Below are 26,260 nucleotides of genomic sequence, written 5' to 3' on the forward strand. Positions count from 1 at the left end.
AGCCTTGCCGCCCAGCAACGACGCGGGCCGCGCCGCAGCCCGCTGAAGAGCTGGGCAATTAGCCCCTGCGCCTCTCAGCGCGCTCTCAGGCGATTGGATGAAACTGGTGGCCGTGCGAATTCTTATCGTTGACGACGATCGAGCGGTGCGTGAGTCACTGCGCCGATCGCTTTCCTTCAATGGCTACTCGGTGGCATTGGCGGAGGACGGCGTCGAGGCGCTCGAGATGATCGCGGCCGACCGGCCCGACGGGCTCGTCCTCGACGTGATGATGCCGCGGCTGGACGGACTGGAGGTATGCCGTCAGCTACGCAGCACCGGGGACGACCTGCCAATCCTGGTGCTGACCGCCCGCGACACGGTCTCCGAGCGCGTTGCCGGCCTCGACGCCGGCGCCGACGACTATCTGCCCAAGCCGTTCGCGCTCGAAGAGTTGCTGGCCCGGCTGCGGGCCCTGCTGCGCCGAACCAAGATCGATGACTCGGGCGAAGCCGTGGCCATGACGTTCGCGGACCTCACCCTCGATTCGGTGACCCGCGAAGTCACGCGTGGGCAACGCCAGATCAGCCTCACCCGCACCGAGTTCGCTCTGCTGGAGATGTTGATCGCCAATCCGCGACGGGTATTGACCCGCAGCCGGATTCTCGAGGAGGTGTGGGGCTTCGACTTTCCCACCTCGGGCAACGCGCTGGAAGTGTACGTCGGGTACCTGCGTCGCAAGACTGAAGCAAATGGCGAGCCACGATTGATCCACACCGTGCGAGGAGTGGGTTACGTGCTTCGCGAAACACCGCCCTGATGCCCCTGAAGACACCGTTCCACCGGCGAGGTCGAGCGCAGCTGCGAGCCAGCACCTCGTTGTCGCTGCGCTGGCGGGTCATGCTGCTGGCGATGTCGATGGTGGCGATGGTGGTCGTGCTGATGGCCGTCGCCGTGTACGCGGTGATCTCCGCGGCGCTCTACAAGGACATCGACAACCAGCTGCAAAGCAGGGCTCAGCTATTGATCGCCAGCGGGTCGTTGGCGGCCGATCCCGCGAAAGCCATTGAGGGCACCGCATATTCGGATGTCAACGCGATGCTGGTGAATCCCGGCCGCTCGATCTTCACCGCTAACCAGGAGGGTCAGACGCTGCCGGTCGGAGCGCCGGAGAAGGCGGTCATCCGCGGTGACCTGTTCATGTCGCGGCGCACGGCGTCCGGCCAGCGGGTGCTGGCGGTTCACCTGCCGAACGGTAGCTCGCTGCTGATCTCCAAGAGCCTGGCGCCGACCGACGCGGTGATGACGAAGCTGCGTTGGGTGCTGTTGATCGTCGGTGGGGTCGGCGTCGCGGTGGCCGCGGTTGCCGGTGGAATGGTCACCCAGGCCGGGCTACGCCCGGTGGCCCGGCTGACCGAGGCCGCTGAGCGGGTGGCGCGCACCGACGATCTGCGGCCCATCCCGGTGTTCGGGAGCGACGAGCTGGCCCGGCTGACCGAGGCGTTCAACCTGATGCTGCGAGCGTTGGCCGAATCTCGGGAACGCCAGACCCGGCTGGTCGCCGATGCCGGTCACGAACTGCGCACCCCGCTGACATCGTTGCGCACCAACGTCGAACTGCTGATGGCGTCAACGGAGCCGGGCGCGCCGCCAATACCCGAACAGGAAATGGCCGACCTGCGTACCGATGTGATCGCGCAAATTGAAGAATTGTCCACGCTGGTAGGCGATTTGGTGGATCTCACCCGAGACGACGCCGGCGAAGTGGTGCAGGAGCCGGTCGACATCGTCGAGGTCATCGACCGTAGCCTGGAACGAGTCCGTCGGCGCCGCAACGACATTGAGTTCGATGTAAACGTGACGCCCTGGCAGGTCTACGGCGACTCCGCTGGCCTGTCGCGCGCGGTGCTGAATCTGATGGACAATGCCGCCAAGTGGAGTCCGTCAGGGGAGACCGTCGGTATCAGCCTCCGGCAGCTGAACCCTACGCACGCCGAGTTGGTGGTGTCCGACCACGGGCCGGGGATTCCGACGGCCGAGCGTGCGTTGGTGTTCGAGCGGTTCTTCCGCTCGACCAGCGCGCGAGCGATGCCCGGCTCGGGTCTTGGGCTGGCGATCGTGAAACAGGTCGTGCTCAATCACGGCGGCGCGCTGCGCGTCGAAGACACCGTTCCGGGTGGCGAGCCGCCGGGCACCTCGATCTATGTGTTGCTGCCCGGACGGCCGATTCCGACTTCGGAGTTCCCGACCCCTGAGGAAATTGCGGCGGATGTTAACGCATCGTCAAATCCGGGGAACTCATTACGTCCGGCGAACGTTATTTCAGTCGATTCTCAGACAACGCAGGCAGGGTAGTGATCCAGTGACTGTTGAGTCTGAACCGACCGTTCAAGGAAAGAGCGACCTAGCGACATGACGAATCACCCGCGGTATTCGCCACCGCCGCAGCAGCCCGGGTACCACCCGGGCTCCGATCAGCATGGGGCCCCAGGCTATTCCGGCCATGGGCAGCAGCAAACATATCCTCAGCACTATGACTGGCGCTACGGGCAGCAGCCGCAGTACCGGCAGCCGTACGGTTCATTCGGTGGCGGCCAGGCCGGCCCGGCCGGCAGCCCGCCGCCACCCCAACTGGGCGTGCCGCGAAAGCGTTCGCGCGCAGGAGGATTGGCCGTCGGCGCATTGGCGATTGCGGTCGTATCGGCCGGCATCGGCGGTGCGGCGGCATCGGTGATCGAGCACAGCGGACAGCTTCCGATCGCCAGCGACGGGTCGGTCCTCGGTGGTGCGACTCCGAGCATGCCCGCCGCGAACGCGCCGGTAGGCACTGTCGAACAGGTCGCCGCGAAGGTGGTGCCCAGTGTGGTCATGCTCGAGACCGATCTCGGGCGTCAGTCCGAGGAGGGCTCCGGCATCATCTTGTCTTCGGACGGGCTGATCCTGACCAACAACCACGTCGTCGCCACTGCGGCCAATCCCGGTCATCCCCCTGCACCGCGCGAGCGCAGCCCCCGCCCGGAGCCGGGCGGCCCCGGGGAGCCGGATCCCGGGGAGCCAAACAACGAACACGGCCCTGCGACACCGAAGACCACGGTGACCTTCTCCGACGGGCGCCATGCCGAATTCACCGTGGTGGGCGCAGATCCCACCACCGACATCGCAGTCGTTCGGGTGCAAGGCATCAAGGGATTGACGCCGATCAGCATTGGGTCGTCAGCGAACTTGCGGGTCGGCCAGCCGGTGATGGCGGTCGGGTCTCCGCTGGGCCTGGAAGGCACGGTTACCACCGGCATCGTCAGCGCGCTCAATCGGCCGGTGTCGACGACCGGCGAGACCGGTAACCAGAACACCGTTCTGGATGCGATTCAGACCGACGCCGCGATCAACCCCGGTAACTCCGGCGGCGCGCTGGTCAACATGAGCGGACAGTTGGTCGGCGTCAACTCTGCGATTGCCACGCTGGGCGGCGAGTCGCCCGACGCACAGAGCGGTTCGATCGGACTCGGCTTCGCGATTCCGGTCGATCAGGCCAAGCGCATCGCCGACGAGTTGATCAAGACCGGAACGGCATCGCATGCGTCACTGGGCGTTCAGGTCACCAACGACAAGGGCACACCCGGCGCCAAGGTCGTCGAGGTGGTACCGAATGGAGCGGCGGCAGCCGCCGGCTTGCCCAGCGGAGTCGTGGTGACCAAGGTCGACGACCGAACGGTCAACAGCGCCGACGCGTTGGTCGCCGCCGTGCGATCCAAGGCGCCGGGCGATAAAGTGACGCTTACGTTCAAGGACCCATCGGGCGACAACAAGACCGTGCAGGTCACTTTGGGCAAGGCGCAGCAGTGATGAGAGTGGCTGCGCCGTGGTCGGACCACAGATATACGGTTGCAACCATGGAACAGAACCCCGAGTTGGTCGGCAGGGCACTCGTCGTCGTCGTCGACGATCGGACCGCGCACGGCGATGAGGACCACAGCGGGCCTTTGGTCACCGAGCTGCTCACCGAGGCGGGGTTCGTTGTCGACGGCGTGGTGGCCGTCGCCGCCGACGAAGTCGAGATCCGCAACGCGCTGAACACCGCGGTGATCGGGGGAGTGGATCTGGTGGTATCGGTCGGCGGCACCGGCGTGACGCCGCGCGACGTTACCCCGGAAGCCACCTTGGACATTCTCGATCGCGAACTGCTGGGCATCTCCGAAGCCATCCGCGCGTCCGGGTTGGCCGCGGGCATCATGGACGCCGGCTTGTCTCGTGGTTTGGCCGGGATCTCCGGCAGCACCTTGGTGGTCAACCTGGCCGGTTCGCGGTACGCGGTACGCGACGGCATGGCCACGTTGAATCCGCTGGCGGCCGGGATAATCGGCCAACTCTCGAGCCTGGAGATTTGATACCGGCATGACCGGGCGAGGCGGCGACGACCATCCATTTGAGTCGCCCGACGAGCGTGATCACGACCGTCCGGTGACGATGCGGTCCGTGGAGCGGACCGAGGAGGAACCGGACTACGGGGACGGGGACGATCGCGAGCAGTGGCTGAGGGAGAACGTACCCCCGCACCACGGTTAAACCGCAACTCGCCGATGTCACGGCATGAATACCCTTGCATGACCAATTCGCTGCAAAGCGCGCAATCTCCGTCATATGGACATACGGTTTTTCCGGGCGATCTCGCGTCGCCCTAGTAATTCGTGGCGATGGAGGTGGCTTTCGTGCTTAAAGGATTCAGGGATTTCGTGATGCGGGGCGACGTGATCACCGTCGCTGTCGGGTTGGTTGTGGCCTTGGCCTTTTCCAACTTGGTCAAGGCCTTTACCGACAGTGTCATCAATCCGTTGGTGGCGGCGGCCCAGCCCCATACCACCTTCGGTTTGGGCTGGCAGCTCGGCGATGCAGGCAACAAGGAGACTTTCGTCGACATGGGAGCGTTCATCGGGGCAATCGTCTACTTTATTGTCTTCATGACCACCATCTACCTCGTGATCGTGTTGCCCTACAAGCACATCCAGAAGCGCCGTGGGGTCACCGTGTTCGGCGACGAGCCGACGACGAAGGCATGCGCGGAATGCTGCTCCGACATCCCCGAGGCCGCGCACAAATGCAAATACTGTGCCAGCGTCCAGGCGGCCGCCTGAAACACGCTTCGCCCGCGCTTAACGCAGGGTGAGGGTCATGGTCTGCGTCAACGCGGCGCCGGCCACGGCGTTGGCTGCGGCGACCGGCAGCGCCACCAGCACCACCCGGTCGCTTGTCGCGCTTTGACCCTTCTGCTTCGCCGAGACCAGGACCACGATCGCCCCCGTGGCTATGACGCTGGCGACCTTCGCGGTCGATTGGCTGCTGGCCTCCGACGCCGCGACGACGTCGACGACATCGCCGGGCCGGACCAGGTCCATCAGCGCGCTGTCCACCGGATGTACGGGCACGATCCGGGCGTCTGGCCCCGCGGCCGACTCGGCCAGTCGGCGGCCCAGCAGCCGGACGTCGGTCAGCACTTCACCGCGCCGAGCCGGCCCGGCCAACGTTGACCCGACAACCGTGTCGATATCGGATTGTGCCCCGTCGGGAATCGTTGGCACTAAACGTTTTTCGAGTCGGAGATCGTCAGCGGTCAGCGCTGCGCCGGGGCTGAGATCGTGGGCCGCCACCACCACCTGGGTTCGCTCACCGTCGGGGTTGGGCCGCAGTGCCGCAACGCCGGCAAGGACGACGAGTCCGGCCGCGGCGATTCGCCGGGCGAGCAGGGTCCGCGACCAGTCGGGGCGCAACCACTGCGAGATACGAGTCGGCAGCGATGGATTCAGCGATTTCAGGGAATCCCCCACGCCGCAACGGTAAGTGCGGCCGGGTATTCGGCGCGGCCGCCGGCGAGCAGCTTGTGGATAACCGGCTAGCTTGCGGCTGCCGCCGCCGACTTCGAGGCATTCGAGCTTGCCGAGGCAGACTTGTCGCCAGAGCTACTCGACTTTTCCGATGAGCCGGATTTGTCGCTGCCGCTCGACCCGTCGGTGCTCGAAGACGAGCTCGACTTGGCCGATCCGTTGGTCGAACTCTTCGCGGACTCACGGCTGTCGGTGCGGTAGAAACCGCTGCCCTTGAACACCACGCCGACGGAGCCGAACAGTTTGCGCAGCCGACCGGAGCACTGCTCGCATGTGGTCAGCGCATCGTCGGTGAAGGCCTGGACAACATCGAAGCGGTTGTCGCACTCGGTGCACGCGTAGCTATAAGTCGGCACACAAACCTCCGTGATGGTCTAAACGGTTAGCACTCTACAGTCTCAAGTGCTAGAACCGCTATGTGGCCCGTGTCATTCCCGCCCGGCGCGGTGACCGGTCAATTGGCGTCGTGCTCAGCTCGCTGCCATCGACAGTTGGGGTCAGGTTGCGGGCGGGGCAGGCGGCGCGGGCGGAATTGCCCCGTCGCAGCCACCAGGCGGTGGCGGTGCCGGGAAAGTATTGTTGCCGCTGTCGCCGACGCAATCGTAATACCATTTCGGTCCGCCGATGTATGTCTTCATCCACTGGTGCCAGTAGGACCCGTCGGGGTACTTCTCGCCGTCGCACACTCCCAAACTGCCAAAACCCCATTGCCCACCCGGGCAGTAGCTCTTCGTGAGGTCCGGCTTGTGCGGGTCTGGCGGATCAGCGCTGGCAACCGCAGCAGAAGACACAATCGCCGCAGCAGCGCCTAGCGTCGCAGCGCAAAGGCGAAGAAGTTTCAACTTCATTTCGACTCCATGCGGGTCACAACGCCGAGAGCGCGAAATCCATTCGAGATGCGACAAACACCACGTGAGACAGCTCGTACCGCCGCAGGCCAGAGCCGAGTGATATGACACCCCATCTGAGAAGCTACAGCCGGTGGAGGGACACCCTGGCGCTGCTGATCATCCTCGCGATCGCCGCCGCCGTCGGGTGGATCTACGTCCGCGACGTGCGAAGCCAGGAAACCGCCGCGTCATCCGCCGGCTCCACCCAACCGGCGACACCCGCCTACGACGTGGCCCGGCGCGAGCTCGAGGCACTGCCCGTCAAGGGGTGGGATCGTTTCGAGGACTTCAACCGCGTTCGATTCGGCGAGCCCTGGAGCGACGACGTCAACGTGGAGTTCGGCCACAACGGCTGCAACACCCGGGACGACATCCTGCGCCGCGACCTGGCCGACCTGCAGGTGCGGCCGGGAACCTGCTTTGCCCAGCGCGGCATCCTGCACGACCCCTACACCGGAGCGACCATCGTGTTCGAGCGCGGCCCGGGCACCTCTTCTGCCGTGCAGATCGACCATGTGGTGGCGCTGTCGGACGCCTGGTACAAGGGCGCGCGGTCGTGGGACGACCAACGCCGCCTCGACTTCGCCAATGACCCGCGCAACCTGCTGGCCGTTGACGGTCGGGTCAACTTCGACAAGGCGTTTCGCGACGCCGCCTCCTGGCTGCCGCCCAACGTGGCATTTCGGTGCGCGTTTGTCGCCCGCCAGGTCGAGGTGAAGACGGATTACCAGCTGTGGGTGTCGGGCCGAGAGAAAGACGCCATGCGGCAGGTGCTGCGAGGCTGCTGAGCGCGGGTCGCTAACCGGCGGCCGCGCCCACCTCGATCAGGCCGCGTCCGGGGGTCAGCGCATGCGTCATCGGCACGTCGTGCGGCTCCTGCGGTAACTCGTCGACCAACTCCTGATCGCGGATCACGGCAACCAGGCGTGCCCGCGGATCGCGGTGCACCAGGGTGCGGTCGTAGAAACCGCGGCCCCGCCCCAGCCGCACGCCGGTGCGGTCGACGGCGAGCGCGGGAACCAGCACGACGCTCGCCTCGGCCACGGTCGTCGCCGGCAGCCACGGCTCGGCCGGTTCGAGCAGCCCGAACCGCGCGACCACCAGTCGTCCCGGTCGGTATTCACTCCATTGCAGGGCCACCGGCGAGTCGTCGGCCGCGGTACGCGCAACCGGCAGCAACACCCGGCCGGCCCGTCGCAGCAACACATCCAGCATCTCGAGCGAACCCGGCTCGGCGCCTACCGGCACGTACGCGCACACCGTGCTGCCGCTGCTCACCGCGGCATCGAGGTGTTCGGTCAACGACCGCGCCTCGCCGGCCCTGACGTCGTCCGCGACCGAGCGGCGGGCTGCCAGCAGCCGTTCCCGCAATGCGGCCTTGCCCGCGGTTGCCATACGGACAACGATTACAGCCCCGGCTTTTACCCCGCCACACGGGCCGGGAGAATCTGCTGCGATTATGGTTTGCACGATGTCGACCTCACAGGTTCCGGTTCCGCGAACCGCGATCGTTCCCGCCGCCGGTTTGGGCACGCGTTTTCTCCCCGCGACCAAAACCGTGCCCAAGGAACTGTTGCCGGTGGTCGACACGCCCGGCATCGAGTTGGTGGCCGCCGAAGCGGCCGAGGCCGGAGCCGAGCGACTGGTGATCATCACCTCCGAGGGCAAGGACGGCGTCGTCGCGCACTTCGTCGAAGACCTGGTGCTCGAAGGCACGCTGGAGGCGCGGGGCAAGAAGGCCATACTGGCGAAGGTGCGGCGCGCGCCGGGACTGATCAAAGTGGAGTCCGTCGTGCAGGCCGAGCCACTTGGGCTGGGACATGCCATCAGCTGCGTGGAGCCGGTGCTGTCGGCCGACGAAGACGCGGTATCGGTGTTGCTGCCCGACGACTTGGTGCTGCCGACCGGCGTGCTGGAGACGATGTCGAAGGTGCGCGCCGAGTACGGCGGCACCGTGTTGTGTGCGATCGAGGTTTCTCCCGAAGAGATAAGCGCCTACGGGGTTTTCGACGTCGAGCCGGTGCCCGGTGCCAACAAGGACGTGCTGAAGGTCAACGGCATGGTGGAAAAGCCGCGGCGGGAAGACGCTCCGTCGATGTACGCGGCGGCCGGCCGATATGTCCTCGACCGCGCCATCTTTGACGCGTTACAGCGCATCGATCGGGGCGCCGGCGGTGAAATGCAGCTCACCGATGCAATCGCGTTGCTGATCCGCGAAGGTCACCCGGTACACGTTGTCGTGCACCATGGTTCCCGACACGACTTGGGAAATCCCGGCGGCTACCTGAAGGCTGCGGTTGACTTTGCACTGGACCGTGACGATTACGGCCCGGAATTGCGGCGGTGGCTGGTGACTCGATTGGGTCTGGCCGAAGACTAGCGGCAGTCCGATCGGTCTTCGCCGTCCGGTTGTGCCGATACGGGTTGACGGCAGAAAGGCGCGCTGTGCGTTCGGTGGAGGAGCAACAAGCGCGAGTGTCGGCCGCTGCGGTGGCGCCGAGACCCGTTCGCGTTGCCATTGCCGAGGCGCAGGGGCTGATGTGCGCCGAAGAAGTCGTGACCGAGCGTCCGCTGCCCGGTTTCGACCAGGCCGCCATCGACGGCTATGCGGTCCGCAGTGTCGACGTGCTCGGCGTCGGTGCGGCCGAGGGGTCCAGCGCCCAAACCGGCGACGAGCATCTGCGCGCAGTCCCGGGCGAGGCGGAGGAATCGCCCGATGGGCCCGGCGGAGTGACGCTGCCGGTGATGGGCGACATCGAAGCCGGCACGCGTACACCCAGCAGGCTGCAGCCGGGGCAGGCCGTGCGCGTGCACACCGGTGCCCCGCTGCCGACACTGGCCGATGCGGTCTTGCCGTTGCGATGGACCGACGGCGGGCAGTCGCGGGTGCGGGTGCTGCGCGGCGTGCGATCGGGTGCCTACGTGCGCCGCACCGGCGACGATGTCCAGCCCGGCGATGTCGCGGTGCGGGCGGGGACGATCATCGGTGCGGCGCAAGTCGGGCTGCTTGCCGCGGTGGGCCGCGACCGGGTTTTGGTTCATCCGCGCCCGCGGCTGTCGGTGCTCGCCGTCGGTGGTGAGCTGGTTGATATCTCGCGCACCCCGGGCAACGGACAGGTCTACGACGTCAACTCCTATGCCCTGGCGGCCGCCGGCCGGGACGCGGGCGCAGAGGTGAACCGGGTCGGCATCGTCAGCAACGACCCGAAAGAGCTCGGTGAAGTCGTCGAGGGTCAGATCAACCGTGCCGAGATCGTGGTGATCGCCGGCGCGGTCGGCGGCGCAGCAGCCGAGGCCGTGCGCTCGGTGCTCTCCGGGCTCGGCGAGATGGAAGTCACCAGGGTCGCAATGCATCCCGGATCCGTGCAGGGTTTCGGGCAACTGGGCCGCGAGGGTGTCCCGACGTTTCTGTTGCCGGCGAATCCGGTCAGTGCGTTGGTGGTCTTCGAGGTGATGGTCCGACCGCTGATCCGGTTGTCGCTGGGTAAGCGGCAGCCGATGCGCCGGATTGTGCAGGCGCGCACGCTGTCACCGATTACATCGGTTTCCGGCCGCAAGGGCTTTCTGCGCGGACAGCTCATGCGCGATCAGGACACCGGTGAATACCTCGTGCAGCCGCTGGGCGGTGCGCCCGGCGCCTCGTCGCACTTGCTGGCAACGCTGGCCGAGGCAAACTGTCTGGTTGTGATTTCCCGTGAGGCCGAGCAGATCCGCATTGGCGAGATCGTCGACGTCGCGTTCCTGGCTCAGCGTGGCTGAGCGATACGTTGGACTCCGCTCGTGAACCCGTGGCGCACCAGCTCCCAGCATCCCGGTTGGCCGATGGTCGTGGGACCGCTGCGGGTTTCCGCCGGTGTGATCCGGCTGCGGCCGGTGCGCATGCGCGACGCCGCGCAGTGGAGCCGCGCCCGGGTGGCCGACCGTGCCCACCTGGAGCCTTGGGAGCCCAGCACCGAGACTGATTGGACTGCGCGGCATACGATTTCGTCTTGGCCAGCGCTATGTTCGAGTCTGCGGTCGGAAGCTCGCAAGGGTCGCATGCTGCCGTATGTGATCGAACTGGGCGGCCAGTTTTGTGGACAGCTGACGATCGGCAACGTCACTCACGGGGCATTGCGGTCGGCATGGATCGGCTACTGGGTGTCCAGCTCGGTCACCGGTGGCGGCGTTGCCACCGGAGCGTTGGCGCTGGGCCTGGATCACTGCTTCGGTCCGGTGATGTTGCATCGCGTGGAAGCCACCGTGCGACCGGAGAATGCGGCGAGCCGGGCTGTGCTGGCAAAGGTCGGGTTCCGCGAGGAGGGGCTGCTGCGGCGTTACCTCCAAGTCGACGGGGACTGGCGGGATCACCTGTTGGTGGGTCTGACGGCCGAAGAGGTCTACGGGTCGGTGACGTCGGCTCTGGTGCGCGACGGGCACGCCACCTGGGCTTGATGGTGTTGCAAATGTGACATTTGTGACTGGTGGTGCTTGTCATAGGCAAATTACAGGTGTGTAATTGTCCTGGGCGCGCCTCGACCGGATGCGCCGGCTGCCGGCCTAGCCTGGCAGGGAAAGGAGCAGGTCACCATGCCAAGCATCCCGCAATCGTTGTTGTGGATATCGCTCGTGGTGCTCTGGCTGTTCGTGTTGGTCCCGATGTTGATCAGTAAGCGCGACGCCGTGCGGCGCACCAGCGATGTCGCCTTGGCGACCCGCGTGCTCAACAGCGATGCGGCCGCAAGGCTGATCAAGCGCGGGGGACCCGCCGCAGGGCATCGTAGTGACCCTGACTGGCAGCCTGAGCAGGACGAACACGAGGACCTGGACGACCTCGACTCGGGCGACACCGAGGAAATGCCGCTATCGCGCGGCACGGGCGTCACAGTCGTCACGGTCGCTGCCGCGGTGGTCGAGGAGACCGAGCCGGAGAGTCTGGACGACGAGGTGGTCGAGACAGACGCCGCCGCGCTGTCCGCGGCCGACGAGGAACCCGAGCCGGTGGCCGAGGTCGAGACCGCCGTTGACGAGGACGCCGACGCCGAGTTCCAGACCGAGGACTCCGAGGACCCGGACGAGGGCGATGACGAGGGCGATCAATACGAATACGTCGACGACACCTCGGGGATACCGGTCGCCGAGGAACCGCCCGCGACCGGCACTCACGCGTTCTCGCGGCGGCATCGATACGATCCGGAAACCGCCGCTGCCGTCATCGCCCGCAAGTACGCGGCGCGCAAGCGGGTGCTGTTGGTCATGGCGCTGACGTTGGTCGGATCGGCGGCGACAGCGTTCCTGCTGACCCCAACGGCATGGTGGTTCTGCAGCACCACCGCAGCGGTGACCGTGCTCTACCTGGGATATCTGCGCCGCCAGACCCGGATTGAGGAGCGCGTGCATCGTCGCCGCATGCAGCGGATGGCGCGGTCGCGGCTGGGCGTGGAGAACACCTACGACCGCGAGTTCGACGTGGTCCCGTCGCGACTGCGGCGCCCGGGGGCCGTCGTCCTGGAGATCGACGACGAGGATCCGATCTTCGAGCATCTCGACTACGAGCCCTACGCGCGCGATTACGGCTGGCACCGGGACCTGCCGCGAGCCGCCGGGCAGTAACGGTTCGGCGACGGACGTCCTGACTGGTAGCCTGCTAGCGATCAGGGGCTATGGCGCAGTTGGTAGCGCGACTCGTTCGCATCGAGTAGGTCAGGGGTTCGAATCCCCTTAGCTCCACACATGAAACGCCAGTCAGCGGCCTAATCAGACTTAGCTGACGAGGGTCCATGAGACCCGCCGGGGAGCAGCGGGGGAGCAAGAAATCGGCCCGAGCCCGCCGCGATGGCCGCTGCGGACGCTTTCGCGATGGCCGCGTCCAAGCTCGCAGCAACGCCGTCCAGATCGTCATCAAACAGGTCCGCGTAGGTGTCCAACGTCATGCTGGCCTTGGCGTGGCCCAACATCCGTTGCAACGCTTTCACGTTGGCACCCGCCGACACCGCCAGCGATGCCGCCGTGTGGCGCAGGTCGTGCGGCGTGATCGTCGGAAACGTGTCGTCGTCCTGCTGGCACCGACGCACCGCTGGCTCGAACACCCGTGCCCGCCAATTGGAGTTACGCAGTACCCCGCCGCGCATGTCGGTGAACACCAGCTCGTCGCGGGCCTTGCCGACCATCGACGCGGCCAGCTCGTCGGCCAGCGCCGCCGGGAACGGCACCGACCGGCGCTCGTGAGTCTTCGGGCTGCTCCACACCAGACCACCGGACTCGGTGACCGAGCGGGACACGTTGACCCGGCGGCGCAGCATGTCGAAATCGCACACCCGCAGCGCGGCCATCTCACCCCACCGCAAGCCGGTGTAGCTCAAGAGCCGGACGACCTCGCTGTGCCGATCAACAGTTTTCGCCAGCGCGGCCACCTGAGCATGCGACAGATAACCCCGGTCGGCATGCTGGCGGTTCGGCAATTTTACACCGTCACAAGGGTTCCGGGGAATGCGCCGGTCCTCGACGGCGGCACCGAGCACCTGGCGCAGCAGGCCGAACACGTTCTCGATACCAGCGATGCCGACACCTTCGGCGACCATCTTGGCCACCCATGCCTTGACGGCTGATGTCTTCACATCGACCACCGCAACATCGGCCCAGCGCGGCTGCACTCGGCTGCCCCATGCGCTTCGCCGGGTGGCTGCCGTCTTGGCCGAGATGTGCCCTTGCGATGGCGACCATGATGCGTACACCGACGCCACCGTCACCCGGCCGGCTGCCGGTGTGACATAGGTGCCGGTGATGAACTCGGAATTAATCTCGTTCAGCCATGCCTGAGCATCGGCCTTGCGCTCGAATGCTTTTGAGTGCTGACGGCCATCGTCGTCCACGTAGCGTGCCCGCCAGCGCAGCCCACGGCCATGCTCCGAGCTGGGCACCGTCTTGGTGTTGCCGTCATCGTCGCGAACCGATTTAGTCCAGCGATCCTCGACGCCCGCGCGCCTGCCTCGTGTTGTCATTTCAGGCTCTCCGGTCGGTTCTGCTCCAGAATGAAGCTGATTGCGTTCTGGGTGGTGGTGTTGTCGACTGCCGTTATCACGTCGTCCATCGCGTCAAGTGCGTTGACGCAGCCGGTGCGCAAATTTTTCTCGTGCCTGGTCAGTGTGTAACCGTCGACATTGGCGATCGCACGGCTCAGCCTTGCTGCGGTGTCTTGTGTCCCCCATAGCGCGGCCAAGGCCAAGTTGACCAGCGCCGACACCGCAACCGACTTGTCACCCGCCGCAGTGGTGGTGTGCCCCAGCAGAGTGTCCACGCTGCACTCGAAAATGTCTGCGTAAGCAACCAATTCGTCGATCTGGACGGCCCGGTTGCCGGCCTCGATTTTGGTTATCGTGGTCTGGTATGCCGTTAAACCTTTGGCGGTCAACAGTTCCGCCATCTCGGCCATTGACCAGCCGCGATCGGTTCGCAGCCGCTTAAGCGTGTTCCGTAATTCGGCTGCGGCTAACTTCTCTTTATTCACATCTGGCATAATACGCTGTTTTGCTTGACACCACCAGCTCCGCTGGTCAGGATGGTATTAGCCACCTTGGAATATACGGCGAAAGTAGGAATGGAGCCGATGGCCAGCGAATATATGAACGCGAAAGAATTGGAAGACATAACCGGCACCAAAGCGTCGACGTGGCGTTATTGGGCATTCACCGGCGACGGCCCGCCATCATTCAAACTCGGCAGACGCCGCGTATGGAAACGATCTGCCGTGATGAAATGGCTTGCCCAGCGGGAGAAAACAGCATGACCCCAACCAAACCCCCAAACAAAAACAACGAAAACTGATAGGGAATAACACTTGTGACCACCAACGACACCAACACAACCGAACTGGACACCGTAGAAACCGTGGACGGTGAACTGGTTGCGCCACTTTCGGAGAAGGAAGCGAAAGCACTCGACAAAAAAGTTCGCGCCGCCAGGGCGAAAGTCACCACCACCGCCGGAACCTTGGTGGACCGTAGCGAAGTCCTGCTCGACCTGATCGAGCAGGCGGCACGCGGAGAAATCCATAAGGCACTGGGTGTTTCATGGCCCGCATGGTTCAAAGACGCCGCACAGATCCAGCCCGTTAACAGGGCGGAACGTAAATCATTGGTGGCGCTGATGTCCGGTAAACAACTGTCACAGCGGCTTGTTGCTGATGTGCTGGGCGTGTCCAAAGGCACTGTGCAAAACGATCAGTGCGAACTGGAACAGGGTGGACAGGGTTGTCCACTACCTGAGAATGTGGTCAGCCTCAACGGCACGACGCAGCCGCGCAAGCACAACAAGTCGGAGCCGGAAACCGTTGAACCGGAACCGGAATCATCCGACAACTCGGAAACCGTTGACCCGGAAACCGTTGAACCGCAACCGCAATCAAAGCAACCGCCCCTCACTGATGACTTCCGCGATGCCGTGCCGCAGATCCGCGCCAACATCGAATTGCTGCTGGACAGCCTGGCGGATGATCGGTTCCCCGAGGCGCGCAGCGCAATTAAGAAAGCTTTCCTAGACGATTTGTTGGACGCTAAAAACGGTCTTGAGCGGGTCATCGCGGAGGTTGGTGGCCTAAGTGTGAGTAGCTAAAACGACGATGGCCCTCGGCGCAACAAACCGGGGGCACATCATCACACCAAACCAACCAACACCAACCACCCGAAACCGGAGGGTGATCTAGTGAGCGATCCTAGCACGCGGCGAATCGAGCTGACCGCCGAAGCACTGGCGCTGCGCGAGTTTCAGGCCAGCATCATCGAAGCCACCGACCCCGGCACCCACGCCATCGAATACGCCATGCACGGATGGGCGGTGTTTCCGCTGCGCGGCAAAGCACCGGCCATCGGCAACCCGCACCCGAAAGGCAGCCGCGAGCGGGAGACATGCAAAGGCGAATGCGGGCTAAACGGTCACGGAGTTTTGGACGCCAGCACCGATATCGAAGCGGTCATCGCATGGTGGTCGGGCCGGTATGCCGGATGCAACATCGGCGGGCGGGTACCGGAGTCGATGTTCGTGCTCGACCTTGACCCGCGCAAGAACGGACTGGAATCGCTTGCCGCACTTCGGCACAGATACGGGGCACTGCCCGACACGCTCACGACGCTCACCGGGCGCGGCGACGGCGGGTGGCACCGGTTCTACCGCCGCCCGCCCGGCAAGCTGTCAGCGGCCAACCTGGGGCCGGGAATCGACATTAAAACGTCGGCGGGCTATGTGGTGTTGCCGCCGTCCATTCATCCCGACACCGGCAAGCCTTACGTGCGGGTTGACGCGCCGGTCGCTGCCCCGCCGCCCTGGCTGGTCCGACTCCTCAGGCCCGAAACACAAAACACACAACACACACAACACACACAATTGCGCGGCGACTACCACGGTGAGTCGATAGCGGATGCTTTCTGCGCCGAACACACCTGGTCCGACGTTCTCACCCCGCACCGTTGGACGTCGACCAGCCGCGAACCGAACGCAGACGGCGCGAAGTGGTGCCACCCCACCCACACGTCGGAATGGTCGGCCACGATCAGGCACGGCTGCCTGTTCGTCTACAGCCCCAACACGCCGTTCGACGTTACCGAACAGTCAGACCCGCACGGGTACACGAGGTTCCGCGCATACGCCGTGCTGGAACACGGCGGCGATTTAAGGGCCGCCGCCAAGCACCTAGCCCAAACACGAAGGGGCGCCGCATGATCAACGCCGACGGCGTTCAGCCAATGGACGACATACCTACACCGGACGAGACACCGGAACCCCCGGTGCCGTTGACGGCCAGAGTTCCGATACCCGCGTTCCCCACCGACGCTTTACCACCACCGATTGCGGACATGGTGGGAGCCATAGCGGAGGCGACACAAACCGATCCGGCGATGGCCGGGGTTTCGGCGCTGTCGGCGCTCTCGGCCTGCACCGGAGGTTACGCCATGATCCAGATACGCGGAGCCTGGCAGGAACCACTCCACCTGTATACCAACACCATCGCCATATCGGGTGAACGAAAATCGGCGGTGCAACGGTTCATGGTGACACCGCTGATCGGCGTCGAAATTCATCTGGCCAAAGGCAGCGAAGCCAAACGCGTCGAGGCGCAAGCACTTAAAGAGGCAGCGATGAAAGCTGTCGACAAACAACGCAACGTCTTAGCGGGAATGCTGGTCGACCACGACGCAACGGACGCCGACCGCAACAAAGCCCAGGAGGAACTGCTGGCCGCGACCGCGTTCGCCAATTCCGTTGACGTACCGGCTATTACGCGGATACTGGCCGACGACATCACACCCGAGGCGGCCGCGACGTTGCTAGCCGACCAGGGTGGACGCCTCGCCATCATCTCAGCCGAAGGCGGAATTTTCGACATCATCGCCGGTCGCTACTCCAAGAAGCCCAACATGGATCTGTGGCTGAAAGGGCATTCCGGTGACATGTTGAGGGTTGACCGCAAAGACCGTGCGCCGGAACATATTCCGAGGCCCGCGTTGACGCTCGGCTTGATGACCCAACCAATAGTGCTGTCGGAGATAGCCTCCCAACGCGAGTTCCGGGGGCGCGGCCTACTGGCACGGTTCCTTTACGCCTATCCGGTGTCAAAAGTGGGCCGTCGCAACGTAGAACCCGCCGACCCCGCCCAAGCCGTGATCGACGCCTACGACAAGACAATCGCCAACCTGATCACCGGAATGATCGAATGGGCCAGCGACCCGATGATTCTCACAGTCACCGACGACGGTAAAAAAAGGATCACGGCGATAGCCGCAGAGATAGAACCGACACTCGCCGGTGACGGTGAGATGGCGACGATGGCCGACTGGGGATCGAAATTCGTTGGGGCAGTCACCAGAATCGCGGGCATACTGCACCTGGCCACCCACGGCCACGAGGGATACGACAAGCCGGTCACGTCGGCAACAATCCAAGCGGCCTACCGCATCGGACGATATTTCAAAGCGTGTGCTGTCAACGCTTTCGCTGAGATGGGTGCCGATCAGGTTTCCGCCGAAGCCGCCTATCTGTTGGACCGTATCGAACGCCTAGACGTTGACGAACTTTCGGAGCGTGACATACACCGGGAAGCCCGGTCACGGTTCCCGACGAAAGCCGAGATGGCTTCGCCGCTGGCGCGACTGATAGATCATGGCTACCTAATCAAGATCGAGACACCCAAAGAGAACCGCCCAGGCCGACAACCGTCGCCGCGATACAAGGTGGTCCGGTCGTGAAAGTCTACTGACCATTGGACATATCGGACAGTTTGGACATATTGGACATAAACCCGCTCACGGTCGGGTTCTGTCCAAACTGTCCGATATGTCCAATGGTCCGAAGCCTCGCAAGGATTCGGGGTTCTGTCCAAACTGTCCCAGAGCGCAAACGAGTTAGCCAGATGGTCGACCAGTACCCGCCCCCGAGGGCGGGTCAGTCGAAGTGAACGATGCTCTCATAGTAGTTTTGACGCGCCAAGTCTCGATCGCGAGCGCATAAAGCACCGATAGCGCGAAGCCCACATTCCACATCGTAAAGGCGCTGGTTAGGGTTATGTGGCGATGGGGCAAATAAGATACCACCCCGCCGCCAATCCACAGAAAAGCAAGCACGAGAAAAACGGCGCGACCGGACAGCTTCGACGGCGAACGCACCGACTCAACGAGTGAACGCAGCCACCCAACGAGTGAACGTAGCCACCCAACGAGAGCGGAAAATACTTTCCCCACCGGCAGACCAAGAAGTCGATCCATCAGGTTTAGGGTCCAAATGTCCTGGCTGGAAGTGAGACGAAAAATTGCCGGCCGATTCGTTGTCCAAGTGACGGTAAGCGCGACAATCACGCTGACGGCCAACAAGCCGATAGCGGTTCCAAGAACGCTTAGATAGGGCTCTGTCCGCTTCCCCGGAGGCGCATAGGCCCCAGCAACCAACACGATAATCGCGACCACGCCGAATACTCGGAGGTAAGGTTGCAGTGCGTTCGGTGCCTGGACGCCAAGAAGCACGGCAAGCAGTATGCCGAACGGGAGGGCTTGGCTGAAAATGTGCTCCAACCTATCCCACCGCTCCGTCATTTGCATCGCCTCGGCCAGAAGTCCCACTCCTAAGATGCCAGACACGCTGCCCGTGGTCAGGAATATCCCTTGTGCGTACTCCTGGCTCCAAACCGACCGGAAACTAACTCGGTTCACCCGTCGCCACATGGCGACGGGGCCGAGCAGAAATGCGACGATGGGCGCAGCCATCACAGCCCCCGCGCACCCCCATGTAAAGTGCGGCTGGAATCCCCACTGCAGTGCAAGCCGGTAGAACAGATTTGCCAGGAATACCGGCACGGCGACGTAGATAAGCGTCAAGATCAATACGATATTGACGCCGACCACTACGAATAGTGGGATTAGGAATACGACGCGCACGTACCATCGCGCCAACGTCCGGAGGGGACTTGCGGACTTGGCGGGCGCTGGCTGATCCACGGAATTTGAGCGTAAATTCGTCCAGTCATTGCCGTCGAACCAGCGCCAGCCAGGCTGGCCTGCCGGGTCCCGATACCAGCCCGGCGGTGGCAAAGGTGCGGTCACGACTTCCCTTCGGTAGCCGACCCTAGCCTAAGCTCCATCAGGACACTGCGAGCGTTCCGATTACGTCGGTCATGGTGGCAAGTATGCGACCTGCCAGGCTGTCGATGCGGCAACCTGGCCGGGTCGTTTGAAGCGAAAACGCGAATCCAGGTCGCTGCTAAACTCACCGGACTTACCCGACGCGGCCTGCCGTGGCCAGCACCAGATCGCCGTTTTTTATGCAACTGACCACCCCGATGCTCAGGCATCGGGAAAAATCGCAACCGGTAGTTTTCGGCCGGTTCCCAGCAAACATTCGTCCTGGCCTGGGCAAACCCGGCGAACGTTGGTGTATTGCAACGGGTTTCGGGGCGTATGATGGCCGCTATGGAAGCGATGCCGAAGCGCCCACCGAAGGAGGTTGGCCCGCGAGGCCGCGCCTTGTGGCGCGATGTGGTCGGCCGGTACGACTTGACGCCAACGGAATACGAGTTGCTGCGTGAAGTGTGCTGTGCCACCGACGAATTGGGACGCCTCACTACGGTGTCGAAGCACGTTTCCGCAACGGTGAAAGGCTCACGGGGACAAGCGATTATGCACCCGGTGTACGCCGAGCTACGCGCGCACCGCGAGTCGATCCGGCGGCTGGCCAGGCAACTGAACCTGCCCGACGACGCCGCCAAGCGGACAGGCAAGATCAACCGCCGTCCTGTTGTTGTTCGGGGTGGTGTCTGATGTCGAAGATGCGTTCTCGCGGGCCTGAATTGCCTTGGCCGACAGCGTGGCTCTGCACCGACGGTGTGCGCCGTGACCTCAGTGTCTTTCGGCCGGAGGAATGGACGCCGACCAGGCCACTCGCGGCGGCGGTGAACGTCGACCGGTACAAGGAAGTGCAGTTCCACTCCGAGCGTGGGAGCGCCGCGCCGGGCCTGAACCGCAGTGTGCTAGTTGAACTGAGTGCCCAGTTGCGCGTCGGCAGGGGTGGCCGCGATGAGTGAGCGGGTGATAGCGCAGCGCAGCGACATCCTGGAATGGGCGCGGGTGGCGTGCGCAGTGATGGACAACGAGGCCCGCCCCGAATCGGTGCGACTGGGGGCGCAGCAGGTTTTCGCTGACTGCTCTCATGACTTGCTGTACACCGACGGTCCCGAGAAGCGATACCATTTGCACCCGTTGGCTTTTCATGTTAAGGGTTTCTACCGCAGGATGGTCGATGACCTCCTGGAGTCTCTGCCCGACGAGGCGAAGGCCGCGAACCCGGCGCTAGTCACACTGGCCGGCTGCGCCGCCGAGCTTATTGATAACCAACGGTTTTCGACTGATTACCGCACTGAGGCAGTGGACGCTTTGCGGGATGTGTTGCGCGCGTTGGAACCAGCGTGCCTGAGAGTTGTGGAGGATTGCAATGGCAAGTGACGGTGGATCGTTCATCGACGGCTCCGATTGCACCGCACCCGACGGTGGATGGCCGGACATGGATGCGCCAGGACCGTGGGCCGACAGCAGTTCCGGCCGTGGCTGGGGGCACAGCGCCACCACCACATTCCGCGCCGCGCACACCGCGAAAGCGCCGGGCGGGGCCGGGTTTTCGGGTGACTACCAACCCGAGGTGAAACCATGACCGAGGTCAACCGCCGTCAGAGAATGCGGATCGTTGACTTGATGGAAAAGGAGCGTTTCAGCGGAGTCCGCCTGTCAACCGCTGAGCGGGAGGAACTTTCGACGTTGCAACGGCTGGCCCGTATCTCGGATGACGCGCCGATACGCCTGGTCCGCCAGTGGGCGGACGGTGGCCTGCCGGGCACGCGCAGCATGTCTGCGAAACACCGGCAACTAGAGACACTTGCAATGCGCTGGCCCAAGCCAAGACTCACCGGACGCCAGGCCATCGTTGAACTCTATCGGATTCGCGGCGAGTGGGATATGACGCCGAAACAGGCTGCGCTGGAAAGGATGCGGGCGAGATGGTGAACATCGAAACAAGGCCGTGCGTGGTGGCCGCGCTGGAAAGCCATGATTACCCCGTGCGCGTCCTGGCCCTGCGTCTTATGGGCAGTGGTGACCGGATCAGCAGCGCGCTCGATGACACGATGGCAGACCCCCATATGGCCCGCGAGGTGCTAACCCTGCTGGCGCGCATGGCTTATGCCGGTCTGAAGCAATACTACGGGTCTTGGGATGATGAAAGCTGCCACTGGACAATCAGCCGCGAACATGCGCTGGCGGAAGACCTTTCGACCATCGAAGCGCAGCTTCTCCAAACCCACGAAGGGACAACCGAATTGATGAAAGCACACCTGAAAGCCGTGGAAACCGAGGTCCGCGCCGCCTACCAGGATGACATGGACCGGGCCGCTACACAGCCAACGCGCCAATTGCCACCGGGTGCCCCGGTGTCGTATGCGATGATGCGCGGCCTGTCTATCCTGCGTCAGCGGGAACGCGAAGGATGACCACCAAAAGCCCGGTACCCCTTGCCAAGTGCCCGTGGCCGCTGTGCCGTGCGGTGTTCTACGAGGTGGCGGGTCAGATGCAGTCCGCCGACCACACGGGCGACTGTCCCTACCGGGAACAGGTGAAAGTCGCACAGCGGGTGTGAGTTTGATCGGGCGCGGTCGACGGCACCGGCCACGGGGCTTACTTATCCTTTCCCCGTAGTCGGTGCCCGTTCGCCGTACACTTGGTATGCCGCCCACCGCTGCGAGTGCATGGGGTATCCCGCGCGAAGCGGCCTGGCCCGCTCCCGGCCTCACTTATCCAGGGCCGGGGGTGAGCCAGCCAGGTGACGAACATCATCGTGGTGGCGGTGGCCGGGTTGCTTTGCCTGGCGCTGCTGGCCGCGCTGGCCCGCGAGCTGCTGTTGCAGCGTAAGCAGCGGTCCCGCAATACCGCGCCAGCACTCGACAGCGACCGGCGGCTGGATCACCCGGCCGTCGCGCACGGCGAGCAGCCGCCAGCGCCGGAAGCCAAGCCATCGAAGGTGCCCACGTGGGCGGGGCTGTGGCGCAGAAGGTTCTGACGGCGCGACGAGGCCACCGCCCCCGGCCCGCCAGGCCCGCAGGCGGGCAGCCAGAGGCCAAAAAAGCACCGCCCAGGTCAGGTTGCCTGAGCGGTGCGCCGGGTTGGGGTTTGGTCAGGGTGTGCTTTGGTCGCAGAGGCCCAACGTGTATACACCACACCGGAATTCAATTCGATCACCATGTGCTACGCCAGTCAGGAGAAGTTACGCAACGGGGTCGATGGAGAGGGTCTAGGATGGTCTGACATGCGCTCCGACATAAGGAAACTGCTGAAGATATGATTAAATCTTTCGCGGCAGCTCTTGCGGCACTACTGTTTTCGGTCACAACAGCCCACGCCGACACATTCACGCTGGAACCTTTCGACGGCGATGGAGTGGCCTGGTCCGTCAACGTCACCCAAGCACAGTTCGGCGGCACACAATGCCCCTGCCAAAAAGTGGCGTACAAAGCAGACGGCCTGCACAACCAGGATGGCGTCGACCAAATTTGGGCTCTCGTCCAAGCCGGTGTCATTAAAAGCGGCGCCACCCTCATGGGGTTCAGCCTTGGCACACAAGTCATTTCAATGTTTCTGTCCCAACACACTTTGCCGCCCGGAGTGCATGTGTTGCTGGCTGGCGCAACCTTCGCCGAAAACCAGCGCTACGGCAAAAACGGTATCCCCCTCACCATCGCCAATGATGTGACCATGGTGGCCAACGAATACGACGGCTGGTCAGACTGGCCCGACAAAACCAGCGCCCCCGGCTACGCGATAGCGCTGGAAAACTCCAAGTTGGGGAAAAAGCACGTTCACAACTACACTAAAGCGCAACTCAACAATCCCGCCAATGTTATTGAGCGGCGCGGAAACATCACCGCCATCCTGATACCCAACCAGACCCTCCCGATGGGTGACGAAACGAAACGCGCCGAAATCGACACCGCCTACACCCGCCCCATACCCACCGCAGCACAACTAGCTGCCGCCACCGATGAACAGGTCGGATCGGCCCCGCTTGTTCCGCCGCAAACACCCGAACCAGTCGCAACAATCCCGTGACCAAGGGAGACACCCCGATGATTGCTGCGGCTAGCAGCCAGCCGAGCGCCAAGCCTGCGCCGATACGCCGGATCGTTTCCTCATTCATTGTCAGTTCCCGGGCCACTGCTAGCCACTCGGCCGGCTTCCGGGCCGACGCGCGCCGCCGTATAAGGGGTTCCCGTCGAGGCTTCGAATAAAGTCGTCCTCGGTCATCACTTCGATGTCTTGACCTTTGTCTTGCAGTTCGAACGCCTTCCGCGCCTTCGCGGTTAGAGTCGAGCCGGGTCGCAGCACTGCGGGGTTGATGTCAGCAATGACAAGCACGTTGGTTCGCTTCGTGGTTTGGTATTCGGCGATTGCGCCGACGCGTGCGCACTCGCACCAGGCGAATTGTCGATTCATCGACATAAGCGTGCCGGTGAACACCACAACGCGGCCGTAGAGGTAGCCGTCAGGGTCAGCATTCGGATTCAACTCAGGTCGAACGAGCCGCGAGCCGCTTCCCCAGGTCGCCACGCTGCCCAGATAGATGCCGCTGGTCATCTGTCCGACGCATACGCCGACCGAATCGGCCAGCGCCTCCAGGTTATCGACAGCGTTCCTGCGTGCGAGTCCACGGACAATATCCACCACGGCAAGAGCGTCCGCCAGAGGGTCATGGTGGTCGTCGAGGGAACCGCCTAGCGCGTCAAGGACAAATGGCAACCGGTAGGAGGGAAGCGATAGCGCCCGGCGTGCGAGAACCATCGTGCAGAGGAACCGCATCTCCGGCCATTCGATGTTGTCCACCGCGCAGGCGTACCGGATGACGCCGATGTCGAACCCGGCGTTGTGGGCGACCACCACATCATCGCCGATGAAGTCGATGATGTTGGGCAGGGCGTGTTTCCAGCGGGGTTCGCTCGCAACCATGTCCTCGGTGATGCCGTGAATCCATATGTTGAACGAGTCGAAGTGATCGACCTCCTCGGGCGGTCGCATCAACCAGCGGCGTTGCGCAGGTCGTGTGGCGTGATCCTCGGAAACGTCTCATCCGCCACCTGGCACTCCGCTACCGCCGGCCGGAACACCCTCGCCCGCCAGTTGGAGTTCCGAAGGACGCCGCCGCGCTGATCGGTGAAAACCAGATCGTCGCGGCCCTTGCCGACCATCAACGCGGACAGTTCGTCGCACAACACGGCAGGGAAGGGCACTGACCGCCGCTCCCATGTCTTAGGGGTGCTCCACTACCAGCCCGCCGGATTCCGTGACGGAACGCGACACGCTCACGCGGCGGCGCAGCATGTCGAAGTCCTGCACTCGGAGAGCGGCCATCTCGCCCCACCGCAAGCCTGTGTAAGCGAGGAATCGGACAACTTCACCCTGTCGCTCTACTGCGGAAGCGAGAGCGGCGACCTGTTCATGGCTGAGGTAGCCACGGTCGGAATGCTTGCGTTTGGGAAGGCGCACGCCATCACACGGATTGCGCGGGATGCGCCGATCCTCTACCGCCGCACCCAGCACCTGACGGAGGACGCCAAAGGCGTTCTCGACAATCGGTGTACCCGCACCCTCTGCGACCATCGCCGCTACCCAAGCGCGGATGGCCGCAGGGCGTACGTCAACAACCAACGTGTCGCCCCATTGCGGCTCCACACGACTGCTCCACGCACTACGGCGTGAGGCCGCGGTCTTGACCGAGATATGTGCTTGGGCAACGGACCACGACTGGTAAACGTTCGCTACCGTGACCCGTCCAGCGGACGGCGCGACGTAGGTTCCGGTGGCGAACTTGGCGGTGACATCGGAGTCGAGCCACTTCTGGGCATCTGTCTTACGGGCGAAGCCCTTCGCGTGTTCGCGACCTTCCTCATCGACATACCTGGCCCGCCAGCGCTTCCCCTTGCCACGATTAGCGCTGGGAACGGACTGGCTGTTGCCGTGCTCGGTTCGGACTGTTTTCGTCCAACGGTCCTCGATGCCGCTTCGCCGGTTACGTCTCTGAGGCATCGTTGCTCTCCCACGGGGCTGGATCACCGGGCTTGATGGCCTTTACATCTTCAATCGCCCGCTCCAGGATCTCTCTGTACGTGGGTGCATCTATCTCGGGACGAATGGTCGACAGCCATCGATCTTCGCGCAGCTTTTCCATGATGGCGACGTTGAGTCCCTTGCCCCAGTTGTAGTTGAGCCAGAAGTTCGCCTGCTCGAGAAGATAGGCATCAGGCTGCGAACGTTCGTCTCCGCTTCTTTGAAATCCGAGGGTGAGCGCTAGGTGAAGAAGCAGCGGCACAAGACGGTCGGCAAAATCGCGCAGCGCGGCCTGCTTCTTCTCAAACGCATCCGAGCTTGACATGAAGACCGCGTTCGCCGCCGTCCGCTCACCGCCGTCGGCAAGGTGGAGAGGGCTGATCCCCAAGACGTTGCAGATTCTGACTGCTTCGCTGTATTTCAGCGGCCGGCTGCCTTTTTCGATCTTTTGAATTGTCTGTTGGTGGATGTGATAGCCGTCGTGGCTCATAGCGGTGGCCAGTTCCGCCTGGGATAGCCCTTTCGCTGTCCTGTACCGCTGGACGTTGCTGGCGATGAGGCTGTCAATGTCCTGGGGGGTGTAGAGGCCACTAAGCACGCCGCCACCTTTGGCCTTTTCGACGGCGTGGGACCAACGGCGGACAAGGGGCCGCCCAGCTTCTCGCTGGGTCCCAGAGGTCGCATTCGATACCGCCGGTCAGACGTTCAGGCGTGGATCGCCGACCAGGAGCAGGCCACCCGTCGCGGAGGCGTGAAGCGCAATGCGTGAAGCAGCAGGTCAAGTCCAGGGACGTGGTGTACGACGTCGTCGTGTGATTCTTCGACTTCGGGTTCAAGCAGTTAGTGCCGCCGGCGTGGCCTCCTGTTCTGTGGGCGGTAGGGGGTCGGTTCGGGATTTGCTCAAAACGTCGAGTCC

The 26,260-nt window shown here is 63.7% G+C and carries 34 protein-coding genes, 1 tRNA gene and 1 pseudogene; 25 read left to right on the plus strand and 11 right to left on the minus strand.

The genetic code is table 11. The annotated features are described in order from the left end of the window. Positions 1–112 precede the first annotated feature (112 nt). The 6 genes from VKI00_RS25530 to VKI00_RS25555 all read left to right on the plus strand — a co-directional run bounded on the left by VKI00_RS25530 (position 113) and on the right by VKI00_RS25555 (position 5,108). Entirely contained in the window at positions 113–799 is a 687-nt protein-coding gene (locus tag VKI00_RS25530; protein WP_324443316.1) for a response regulator transcription factor, read from the plus strand. After that, positions 799–2,334 (plus strand): HAMP domain-containing sensor histidine kinase, encoded by a 1,536-nt coding sequence (locus VKI00_RS25535; protein WP_324443282.1) that lies wholly within the window; start codon positions 799–801, stop codon positions 2,332–2,334. Before VKI00_RS25530 ends, VKI00_RS25535 begins: the two co-directional genes overlap by 1 nt. Positions 2,335–2,391: 57 nt before the next feature. Continuing rightward, the gene (locus tag VKI00_RS25540; RefSeq protein WP_324443283.1) at positions 2,392–3,822 is read left to right on the plus strand and encodes a S1C family serine protease; all 1,431 of its coding nucleotides are present in this window, start codon (positions 2,392–2,394) and stop codon (positions 3,820–3,822) included. Then, positions 3,822–4,364, plus strand: coding sequence for a MogA/MoaB family molybdenum cofactor biosynthesis protein (locus VKI00_RS25545; RefSeq protein ID WP_324443284.1), 543 nt, complete (start codon positions 3,822–3,824; stop codon positions 4,362–4,364). Before VKI00_RS25540 ends, VKI00_RS25545 begins: the two co-directional genes overlap by 1 nt. Before the next feature lie 7 nt (positions 4,365–4,371). Further along, the gene (locus VKI00_RS25550) at positions 4,372–4,542 is read left to right on the plus strand and encodes a hypothetical protein (RefSeq protein WP_324443285.1); all 171 of its coding nucleotides are present in this window, start codon (positions 4,372–4,374) and stop codon (positions 4,540–4,542) included. A gap of 143 nt (positions 4,543–4,685) precedes the next feature. Then, entirely contained in the window at positions 4,686–5,108 is a 423-nt protein-coding gene (locus tag VKI00_RS25555) for an MscL family protein (RefSeq protein WP_324443317.1), read from the plus strand. Positions 5,109–5,126: 18 nt separating this feature from the next. On the opposite strand, the gene VKI00_RS25560 is transcribed toward VKI00_RS25555, so the two are convergent. Both VKI00_RS25560 and VKI00_RS25565 read right to left on the minus strand, forming a co-directional pair. After that, a complete protein-coding gene (locus tag VKI00_RS25560; RefSeq protein WP_324443286.1) occupies positions 5,127–5,798 on the minus strand; it encodes an SAF domain-containing protein in 672 nt (223 codons plus the stop codon). Between the two features lie 65 nt (positions 5,799–5,863). Then, entirely contained in the window at positions 5,864–6,211 is a 348-nt protein-coding gene (locus VKI00_RS25565) for an FmdB family zinc ribbon protein (RefSeq protein ID WP_324443287.1), read from the minus strand. 596 nt (positions 6,212–6,807) lie between these two features. Here VKI00_RS25565 and VKI00_RS25575 point away from each other — a divergent pair. Further along, positions 6,808–7,533, plus strand: coding sequence for an HNH endonuclease family protein (locus tag VKI00_RS25575; RefSeq protein WP_324443289.1), 726 nt, complete (start codon positions 6,808–6,810; stop codon positions 7,531–7,533). A gap of 10 nt (positions 7,534–7,543) precedes the next feature. On the opposite strand, the gene VKI00_RS25580 is transcribed toward VKI00_RS25575, so the two are convergent. Next, on the minus strand, positions 7,544–8,140 hold the full coding sequence (locus VKI00_RS25580) for a 5-formyltetrahydrofolate cyclo-ligase (protein ID WP_324443290.1): 597 nt from the start codon (positions 8,138–8,140) through the stop codon (positions 7,544–7,546). 76 nt (positions 8,141–8,216) lie between these two features. On the opposite strand from VKI00_RS25580, the gene VKI00_RS25585 reads away from it, so the two are divergent. The 5 genes from VKI00_RS25585 (at position 8,217) to VKI00_RS25605 (ending at position 12,454) form a co-directional block, all read left to right on the plus strand. Beyond that, a complete protein-coding gene (locus tag VKI00_RS25585; protein WP_324443291.1) occupies positions 8,217–9,125 on the plus strand; it encodes a UTP--glucose-1-phosphate uridylyltransferase in 909 nt (302 codons plus the stop codon). Between the two features lie 65 nt (positions 9,126–9,190). Beyond that, complete coding sequence (glp, locus tag VKI00_RS25590; protein ID WP_324443292.1) at positions 9,191–10,504, plus strand: gephyrin-like molybdotransferase Glp; 1,314 nt, start codon at positions 9,191–9,193, stop codon at positions 10,502–10,504. 63 nt (positions 10,505–10,567) lie between these two features. Further along, positions 10,568–11,179, plus strand: coding sequence for a GNAT family N-acetyltransferase (locus tag VKI00_RS25595; protein WP_414687289.1), 612 nt, complete (start codon positions 10,568–10,570; stop codon positions 11,177–11,179). Between the two features lie 135 nt (positions 11,180–11,314). Next, on the plus strand, positions 11,315–12,337 hold the full coding sequence (gene glpR, locus VKI00_RS25600; RefSeq protein ID WP_324443294.1) for a gephyrin-like molybdotransferase receptor GlpR: 1,023 nt from the start codon (positions 11,315–11,317) through the stop codon (positions 12,335–12,337). Positions 12,338–12,381: 44 nt separating this feature from the next. Beyond that, positions 12,382–12,454: transfer RNA gene (locus VKI00_RS25605), tRNA-Ala, on the plus strand. A 23-nt stretch (positions 12,455–12,477) separates the two neighbouring features. Here VKI00_RS25605 and VKI00_RS25610 read toward each other — a convergent pair. Further along, complete coding sequence (locus tag VKI00_RS25610; RefSeq protein ID WP_324443295.1) at positions 12,478–13,725, minus strand: site-specific integrase; 1,248 nt, start codon at positions 13,723–13,725, stop codon at positions 12,478–12,480. Beyond that, a complete protein-coding gene (locus VKI00_RS25615) occupies positions 13,722–14,231 on the minus strand; it encodes a helix-turn-helix transcriptional regulator (protein WP_324443296.1) in 510 nt (169 codons plus the stop codon). The genes VKI00_RS25610 and VKI00_RS25615 overlap by 4 nt, the downstream gene beginning before the upstream one ends. Before the next feature lie 24 nt (positions 14,232–14,255). Between VKI00_RS25615 and VKI00_RS25620 the strand changes: the two genes are divergently transcribed. The 4 genes from VKI00_RS25620 (at position 14,256) to VKI00_RS25635 (ending at position 17,961) form a co-directional block, all read left to right on the plus strand. Beyond that, the gene (locus VKI00_RS25620; RefSeq protein ID WP_324443297.1) at positions 14,256–14,510 is read left to right on the plus strand and encodes a helix-turn-helix domain-containing protein; all 255 of its coding nucleotides are present in this window, start codon (positions 14,256–14,258) and stop codon (positions 14,508–14,510) included. A gap of 53 nt (positions 14,511–14,563) precedes the next feature. Further along, the gene (locus VKI00_RS25625) at positions 14,564–15,334 is read left to right on the plus strand and encodes a hypothetical protein (RefSeq protein ID WP_324443298.1); all 771 of its coding nucleotides are present in this window, start codon (positions 14,564–14,566) and stop codon (positions 15,332–15,334) included. Positions 15,335–15,424: 90 nt separating this feature from the next. Continuing rightward, on the plus strand, positions 15,425–16,438 hold the full coding sequence (locus tag VKI00_RS25630) for a bifunctional DNA primase/polymerase (RefSeq protein ID WP_324443299.1): 1,014 nt from the start codon (positions 15,425–15,427) through the stop codon (positions 16,436–16,438). Continuing rightward, positions 16,435–17,961, plus strand: coding sequence for a YfjI family protein (locus tag VKI00_RS25635; RefSeq protein WP_324443300.1), 1,527 nt, complete (start codon positions 16,435–16,437; stop codon positions 17,959–17,961). Before VKI00_RS25630 ends, VKI00_RS25635 begins: the two co-directional genes overlap by 4 nt. 156 nt (positions 17,962–18,117) lie before the next feature. On the opposite strand, the gene VKI00_RS25640 is transcribed toward VKI00_RS25635, so the two are convergent. Beyond that, positions 18,118–19,083, minus strand: coding sequence for a hypothetical protein (locus VKI00_RS25640; RefSeq protein WP_324443301.1), 966 nt, complete (start codon positions 19,081–19,083; stop codon positions 18,118–18,120). 120 nt (positions 19,084–19,203) lie between these two features. After that, positions 19,204–19,308, minus strand: a pseudogene (locus VKI00_RS33890) (DUF2510 domain-containing protein); the annotation flags it as partial. Between the two features lie 366 nt (positions 19,309–19,674). Here VKI00_RS33890 and VKI00_RS25645 point away from each other — a divergent pair. The 9 genes from VKI00_RS25645 to VKI00_RS25685 all read left to right on the plus strand — a co-directional run bounded on the left by VKI00_RS25645 (position 19,675) and on the right by VKI00_RS25685 (position 23,352). After that, positions 19,675–20,022: a hypothetical protein gene (locus tag VKI00_RS25645; protein WP_324443302.1), complete on the plus strand. Its 348-nt coding sequence runs from the start codon at positions 19,675–19,677 to the stop codon at positions 20,020–20,022. Positions 20,023–20,030: 8 nt separating this feature from the next. Then, positions 20,031–20,285 carry a hypothetical protein gene (locus VKI00_RS25650; protein ID WP_324443303.1) on the plus strand — a complete coding sequence of 85 codons (255 nt, stop codon included), beginning with the start codon at positions 20,031–20,033 and terminating at the stop codon, positions 20,283–20,285. Further along, the gene (locus tag VKI00_RS25655; protein ID WP_324443304.1) at positions 20,278–20,703 is read left to right on the plus strand and encodes a hypothetical protein; all 426 of its coding nucleotides are present in this window, start codon (positions 20,278–20,280) and stop codon (positions 20,701–20,703) included. The genes VKI00_RS25650 and VKI00_RS25655 overlap by 8 nt, the downstream gene beginning before the upstream one ends. Further along, positions 20,693–20,908: a hypothetical protein gene (locus VKI00_RS25660; RefSeq protein WP_324443305.1), complete on the plus strand. Its 216-nt coding sequence runs from the start codon at positions 20,693–20,695 to the stop codon at positions 20,906–20,908. The genes VKI00_RS25655 and VKI00_RS25660 overlap by 11 nt, the downstream gene beginning before the upstream one ends. After that, on the plus strand, positions 20,905–21,258 hold the full coding sequence (locus VKI00_RS25665; RefSeq protein WP_324443306.1) for a hypothetical protein: 354 nt from the start codon (positions 20,905–20,907) through the stop codon (positions 21,256–21,258). The genes VKI00_RS25660 and VKI00_RS25665 overlap by 4 nt, the downstream gene beginning before the upstream one ends. Next, positions 21,252–21,740, plus strand: a complete 489-nt coding sequence (locus VKI00_RS25670) for a hypothetical protein (protein ID WP_324443307.1) — start codon at positions 21,252–21,254, stop codon at positions 21,738–21,740. Before VKI00_RS25665 ends, VKI00_RS25670 begins: the two co-directional genes overlap by 7 nt. After that, the gene (locus VKI00_RS25675; protein ID WP_324443308.1) at positions 21,737–21,886 is read left to right on the plus strand and encodes a hypothetical protein; all 150 of its coding nucleotides are present in this window, start codon (positions 21,737–21,739) and stop codon (positions 21,884–21,886) included. The genes VKI00_RS25670 and VKI00_RS25675 overlap by 4 nt, the downstream gene beginning before the upstream one ends. Positions 21,887–22,069: 183 nt before the next feature. After that, entirely contained in the window at positions 22,070–22,306 is a 237-nt protein-coding gene (locus VKI00_RS25680; protein WP_324443309.1) for a hypothetical protein, read from the plus strand. A 278-nt stretch (positions 22,307–22,584) separates the two neighbouring features. Continuing rightward, positions 22,585–23,352, plus strand: coding sequence for a PE-PPE domain-containing protein (locus tag VKI00_RS25685; RefSeq protein WP_324443310.1), 768 nt, complete (start codon positions 22,585–22,587; stop codon positions 23,350–23,352). A 108-nt stretch (positions 23,353–23,460) separates the two neighbouring features. On the opposite strand, the gene VKI00_RS25690 is transcribed toward VKI00_RS25685, so the two are convergent. Genes VKI00_RS25690 through VKI00_RS25705 form a run of 4 tightly spaced genes read right to left on the minus strand, consistent with a single transcriptional unit; the run spans position 23,461 to position 25,942 of the window. Continuing rightward, entirely contained in the window at positions 23,461–24,315 is an 855-nt protein-coding gene (locus tag VKI00_RS25690; protein ID WP_324443311.1) for an exonuclease domain-containing protein, read from the minus strand. Then, positions 24,315–24,527, minus strand: coding sequence for a hypothetical protein (locus VKI00_RS25695; RefSeq protein WP_324443312.1), 213 nt, complete (start codon positions 24,525–24,527; stop codon positions 24,315–24,317). Before VKI00_RS25695 ends, VKI00_RS25690 begins: the two co-directional genes overlap by 1 nt. Positions 24,528–24,546: 19 nt before the next feature. Next, entirely contained in the window at positions 24,547–25,323 is a 777-nt protein-coding gene (locus tag VKI00_RS25700; RefSeq protein ID WP_324443313.1) for a hypothetical protein, read from the minus strand. Continuing rightward, positions 25,307–25,942 (minus strand): helix-turn-helix transcriptional regulator, encoded by a 636-nt coding sequence (locus VKI00_RS25705; RefSeq protein WP_324443314.1) that lies wholly within the window; start codon positions 25,940–25,942, stop codon positions 25,307–25,309. The genes VKI00_RS25700 and VKI00_RS25705 overlap by 17 nt, the downstream gene beginning before the upstream one ends. Between the last annotated feature and the right edge of the window lie 318 nt (positions 25,943–26,260).

This window comes from Mycobacterium sp., assembly GCF_035314665.1.
Lineage (GTDB): Bacteria > Actinomycetota > Actinomycetes > Mycobacteriales > Mycobacteriaceae > Mycobacterium.

Bases quoted from the DNA above. Each gene is read 5' to 3' on its own strand.
- VKI00_RS25670 (WP_324443307.1), top strand. From the start codon at position 21,252: ATGGTGAACATCGAAACAAGGCCGTGCGTGGTGGCCGCGCTGGAAAGC.
- VKI00_RS25675 (WP_324443308.1), top strand. From the start codon at position 21,737: ATGACCACCAAAAGCCCGGTACCCCTTGCCAAGTGCCCGTGGCCGCTG.
- VKI00_RS25595 (WP_414687289.1), top strand. From the start codon at position 10,568: ATGGTCGTGGGACCGCTGCGGGTTTCCGCCGGTGTGATCCGGCTGCGG.
- VKI00_RS25685 (WP_324443310.1), top strand. From the start codon at position 22,585: ATGATTAAATCTTTCGCGGCAGCTCTTGCGGCACTACTGTTTTCGGTC.
- VKI00_RS25585 (WP_324443291.1), top strand. From the start codon at position 8,217: ATGTCGACCTCACAGGTTCCGGTTCCGCGAACCGCGATCGTTCCCGCC.
- VKI00_RS25540 (WP_324443283.1), top strand. From the start codon at position 2,392: ATGACGAATCACCCGCGGTATTCGCCACCGCCGCAGCAGCCCGGGTAC.
- VKI00_RS25545 (WP_324443284.1), top strand. From the start codon at position 3,822: ATGAGAGTGGCTGCGCCGTGGTCGGACCACAGATATACGGTTGCAACC.
- VKI00_RS25690 (WP_324443311.1), bottom strand. From the start codon at position 24,315: ATGCGACCGCCCGAGGAGGTCGATCACTTCGACTCGTTCAACATATGG.
- VKI00_RS25660 (WP_324443305.1), top strand. From the start codon at position 20,693: ATGGCAAGTGACGGTGGATCGTTCATCGACGGCTCCGATTGCACCGCA.
- VKI00_RS25645 (WP_324443302.1), top strand. From the start codon at position 19,675: ATGGAAGCGATGCCGAAGCGCCCACCGAAGGAGGTTGGCCCGCGAGGC.
- VKI00_RS25575 (WP_324443289.1), top strand. From the start codon at position 6,808: ATGACACCCCATCTGAGAAGCTACAGCCGGTGGAGGGACACCCTGGCG.
- VKI00_RS25535 (WP_324443282.1), top strand. From the start codon at position 799: ATGCCCCTGAAGACACCGTTCCACCGGCGAGGTCGAGCGCAGCTGCGA.
- VKI00_RS25635 (WP_324443300.1), top strand. From the start codon at position 16,435: ATGATCAACGCCGACGGCGTTCAGCCAATGGACGACATACCTACACCG.
- VKI00_RS25610 (WP_324443295.1), bottom strand. From the start codon at position 13,725: ATGACAACACGAGGCAGGCGCGCGGGCGTCGAGGATCGCTGGACTAAA.
- VKI00_RS25655 (WP_324443304.1), top strand. From the start codon at position 20,278: ATGAGTGAGCGGGTGATAGCGCAGCGCAGCGACATCCTGGAATGGGCG.
- VKI00_RS25550 (WP_324443285.1), top strand. From the start codon at position 4,372: ATGACCGGGCGAGGCGGCGACGACCATCCATTTGAGTCGCCCGACGAG.
- VKI00_RS25650 (WP_324443303.1), top strand. From the start codon at position 20,031: ATGCGTTCTCGCGGGCCTGAATTGCCTTGGCCGACAGCGTGGCTCTGC.
- VKI00_RS25700 (WP_324443313.1), bottom strand. From the start codon at position 25,323: ATGCCTCAGAGACGTAACCGGCGAAGCGGCATCGAGGACCGTTGGACG.
- glpR (WP_324443294.1), top strand. From the start codon at position 11,315: ATGCCAAGCATCCCGCAATCGTTGTTGTGGATATCGCTCGTGGTGCTC.
- VKI00_RS25580 (WP_324443290.1), bottom strand. From the start codon at position 8,140: ATGGCAACCGCGGGCAAGGCCGCATTGCGGGAACGGCTGCTGGCAGCC.
- VKI00_RS25665 (WP_324443306.1), top strand. From the start codon at position 20,905: ATGACCGAGGTCAACCGCCGTCAGAGAATGCGGATCGTTGACTTGATG.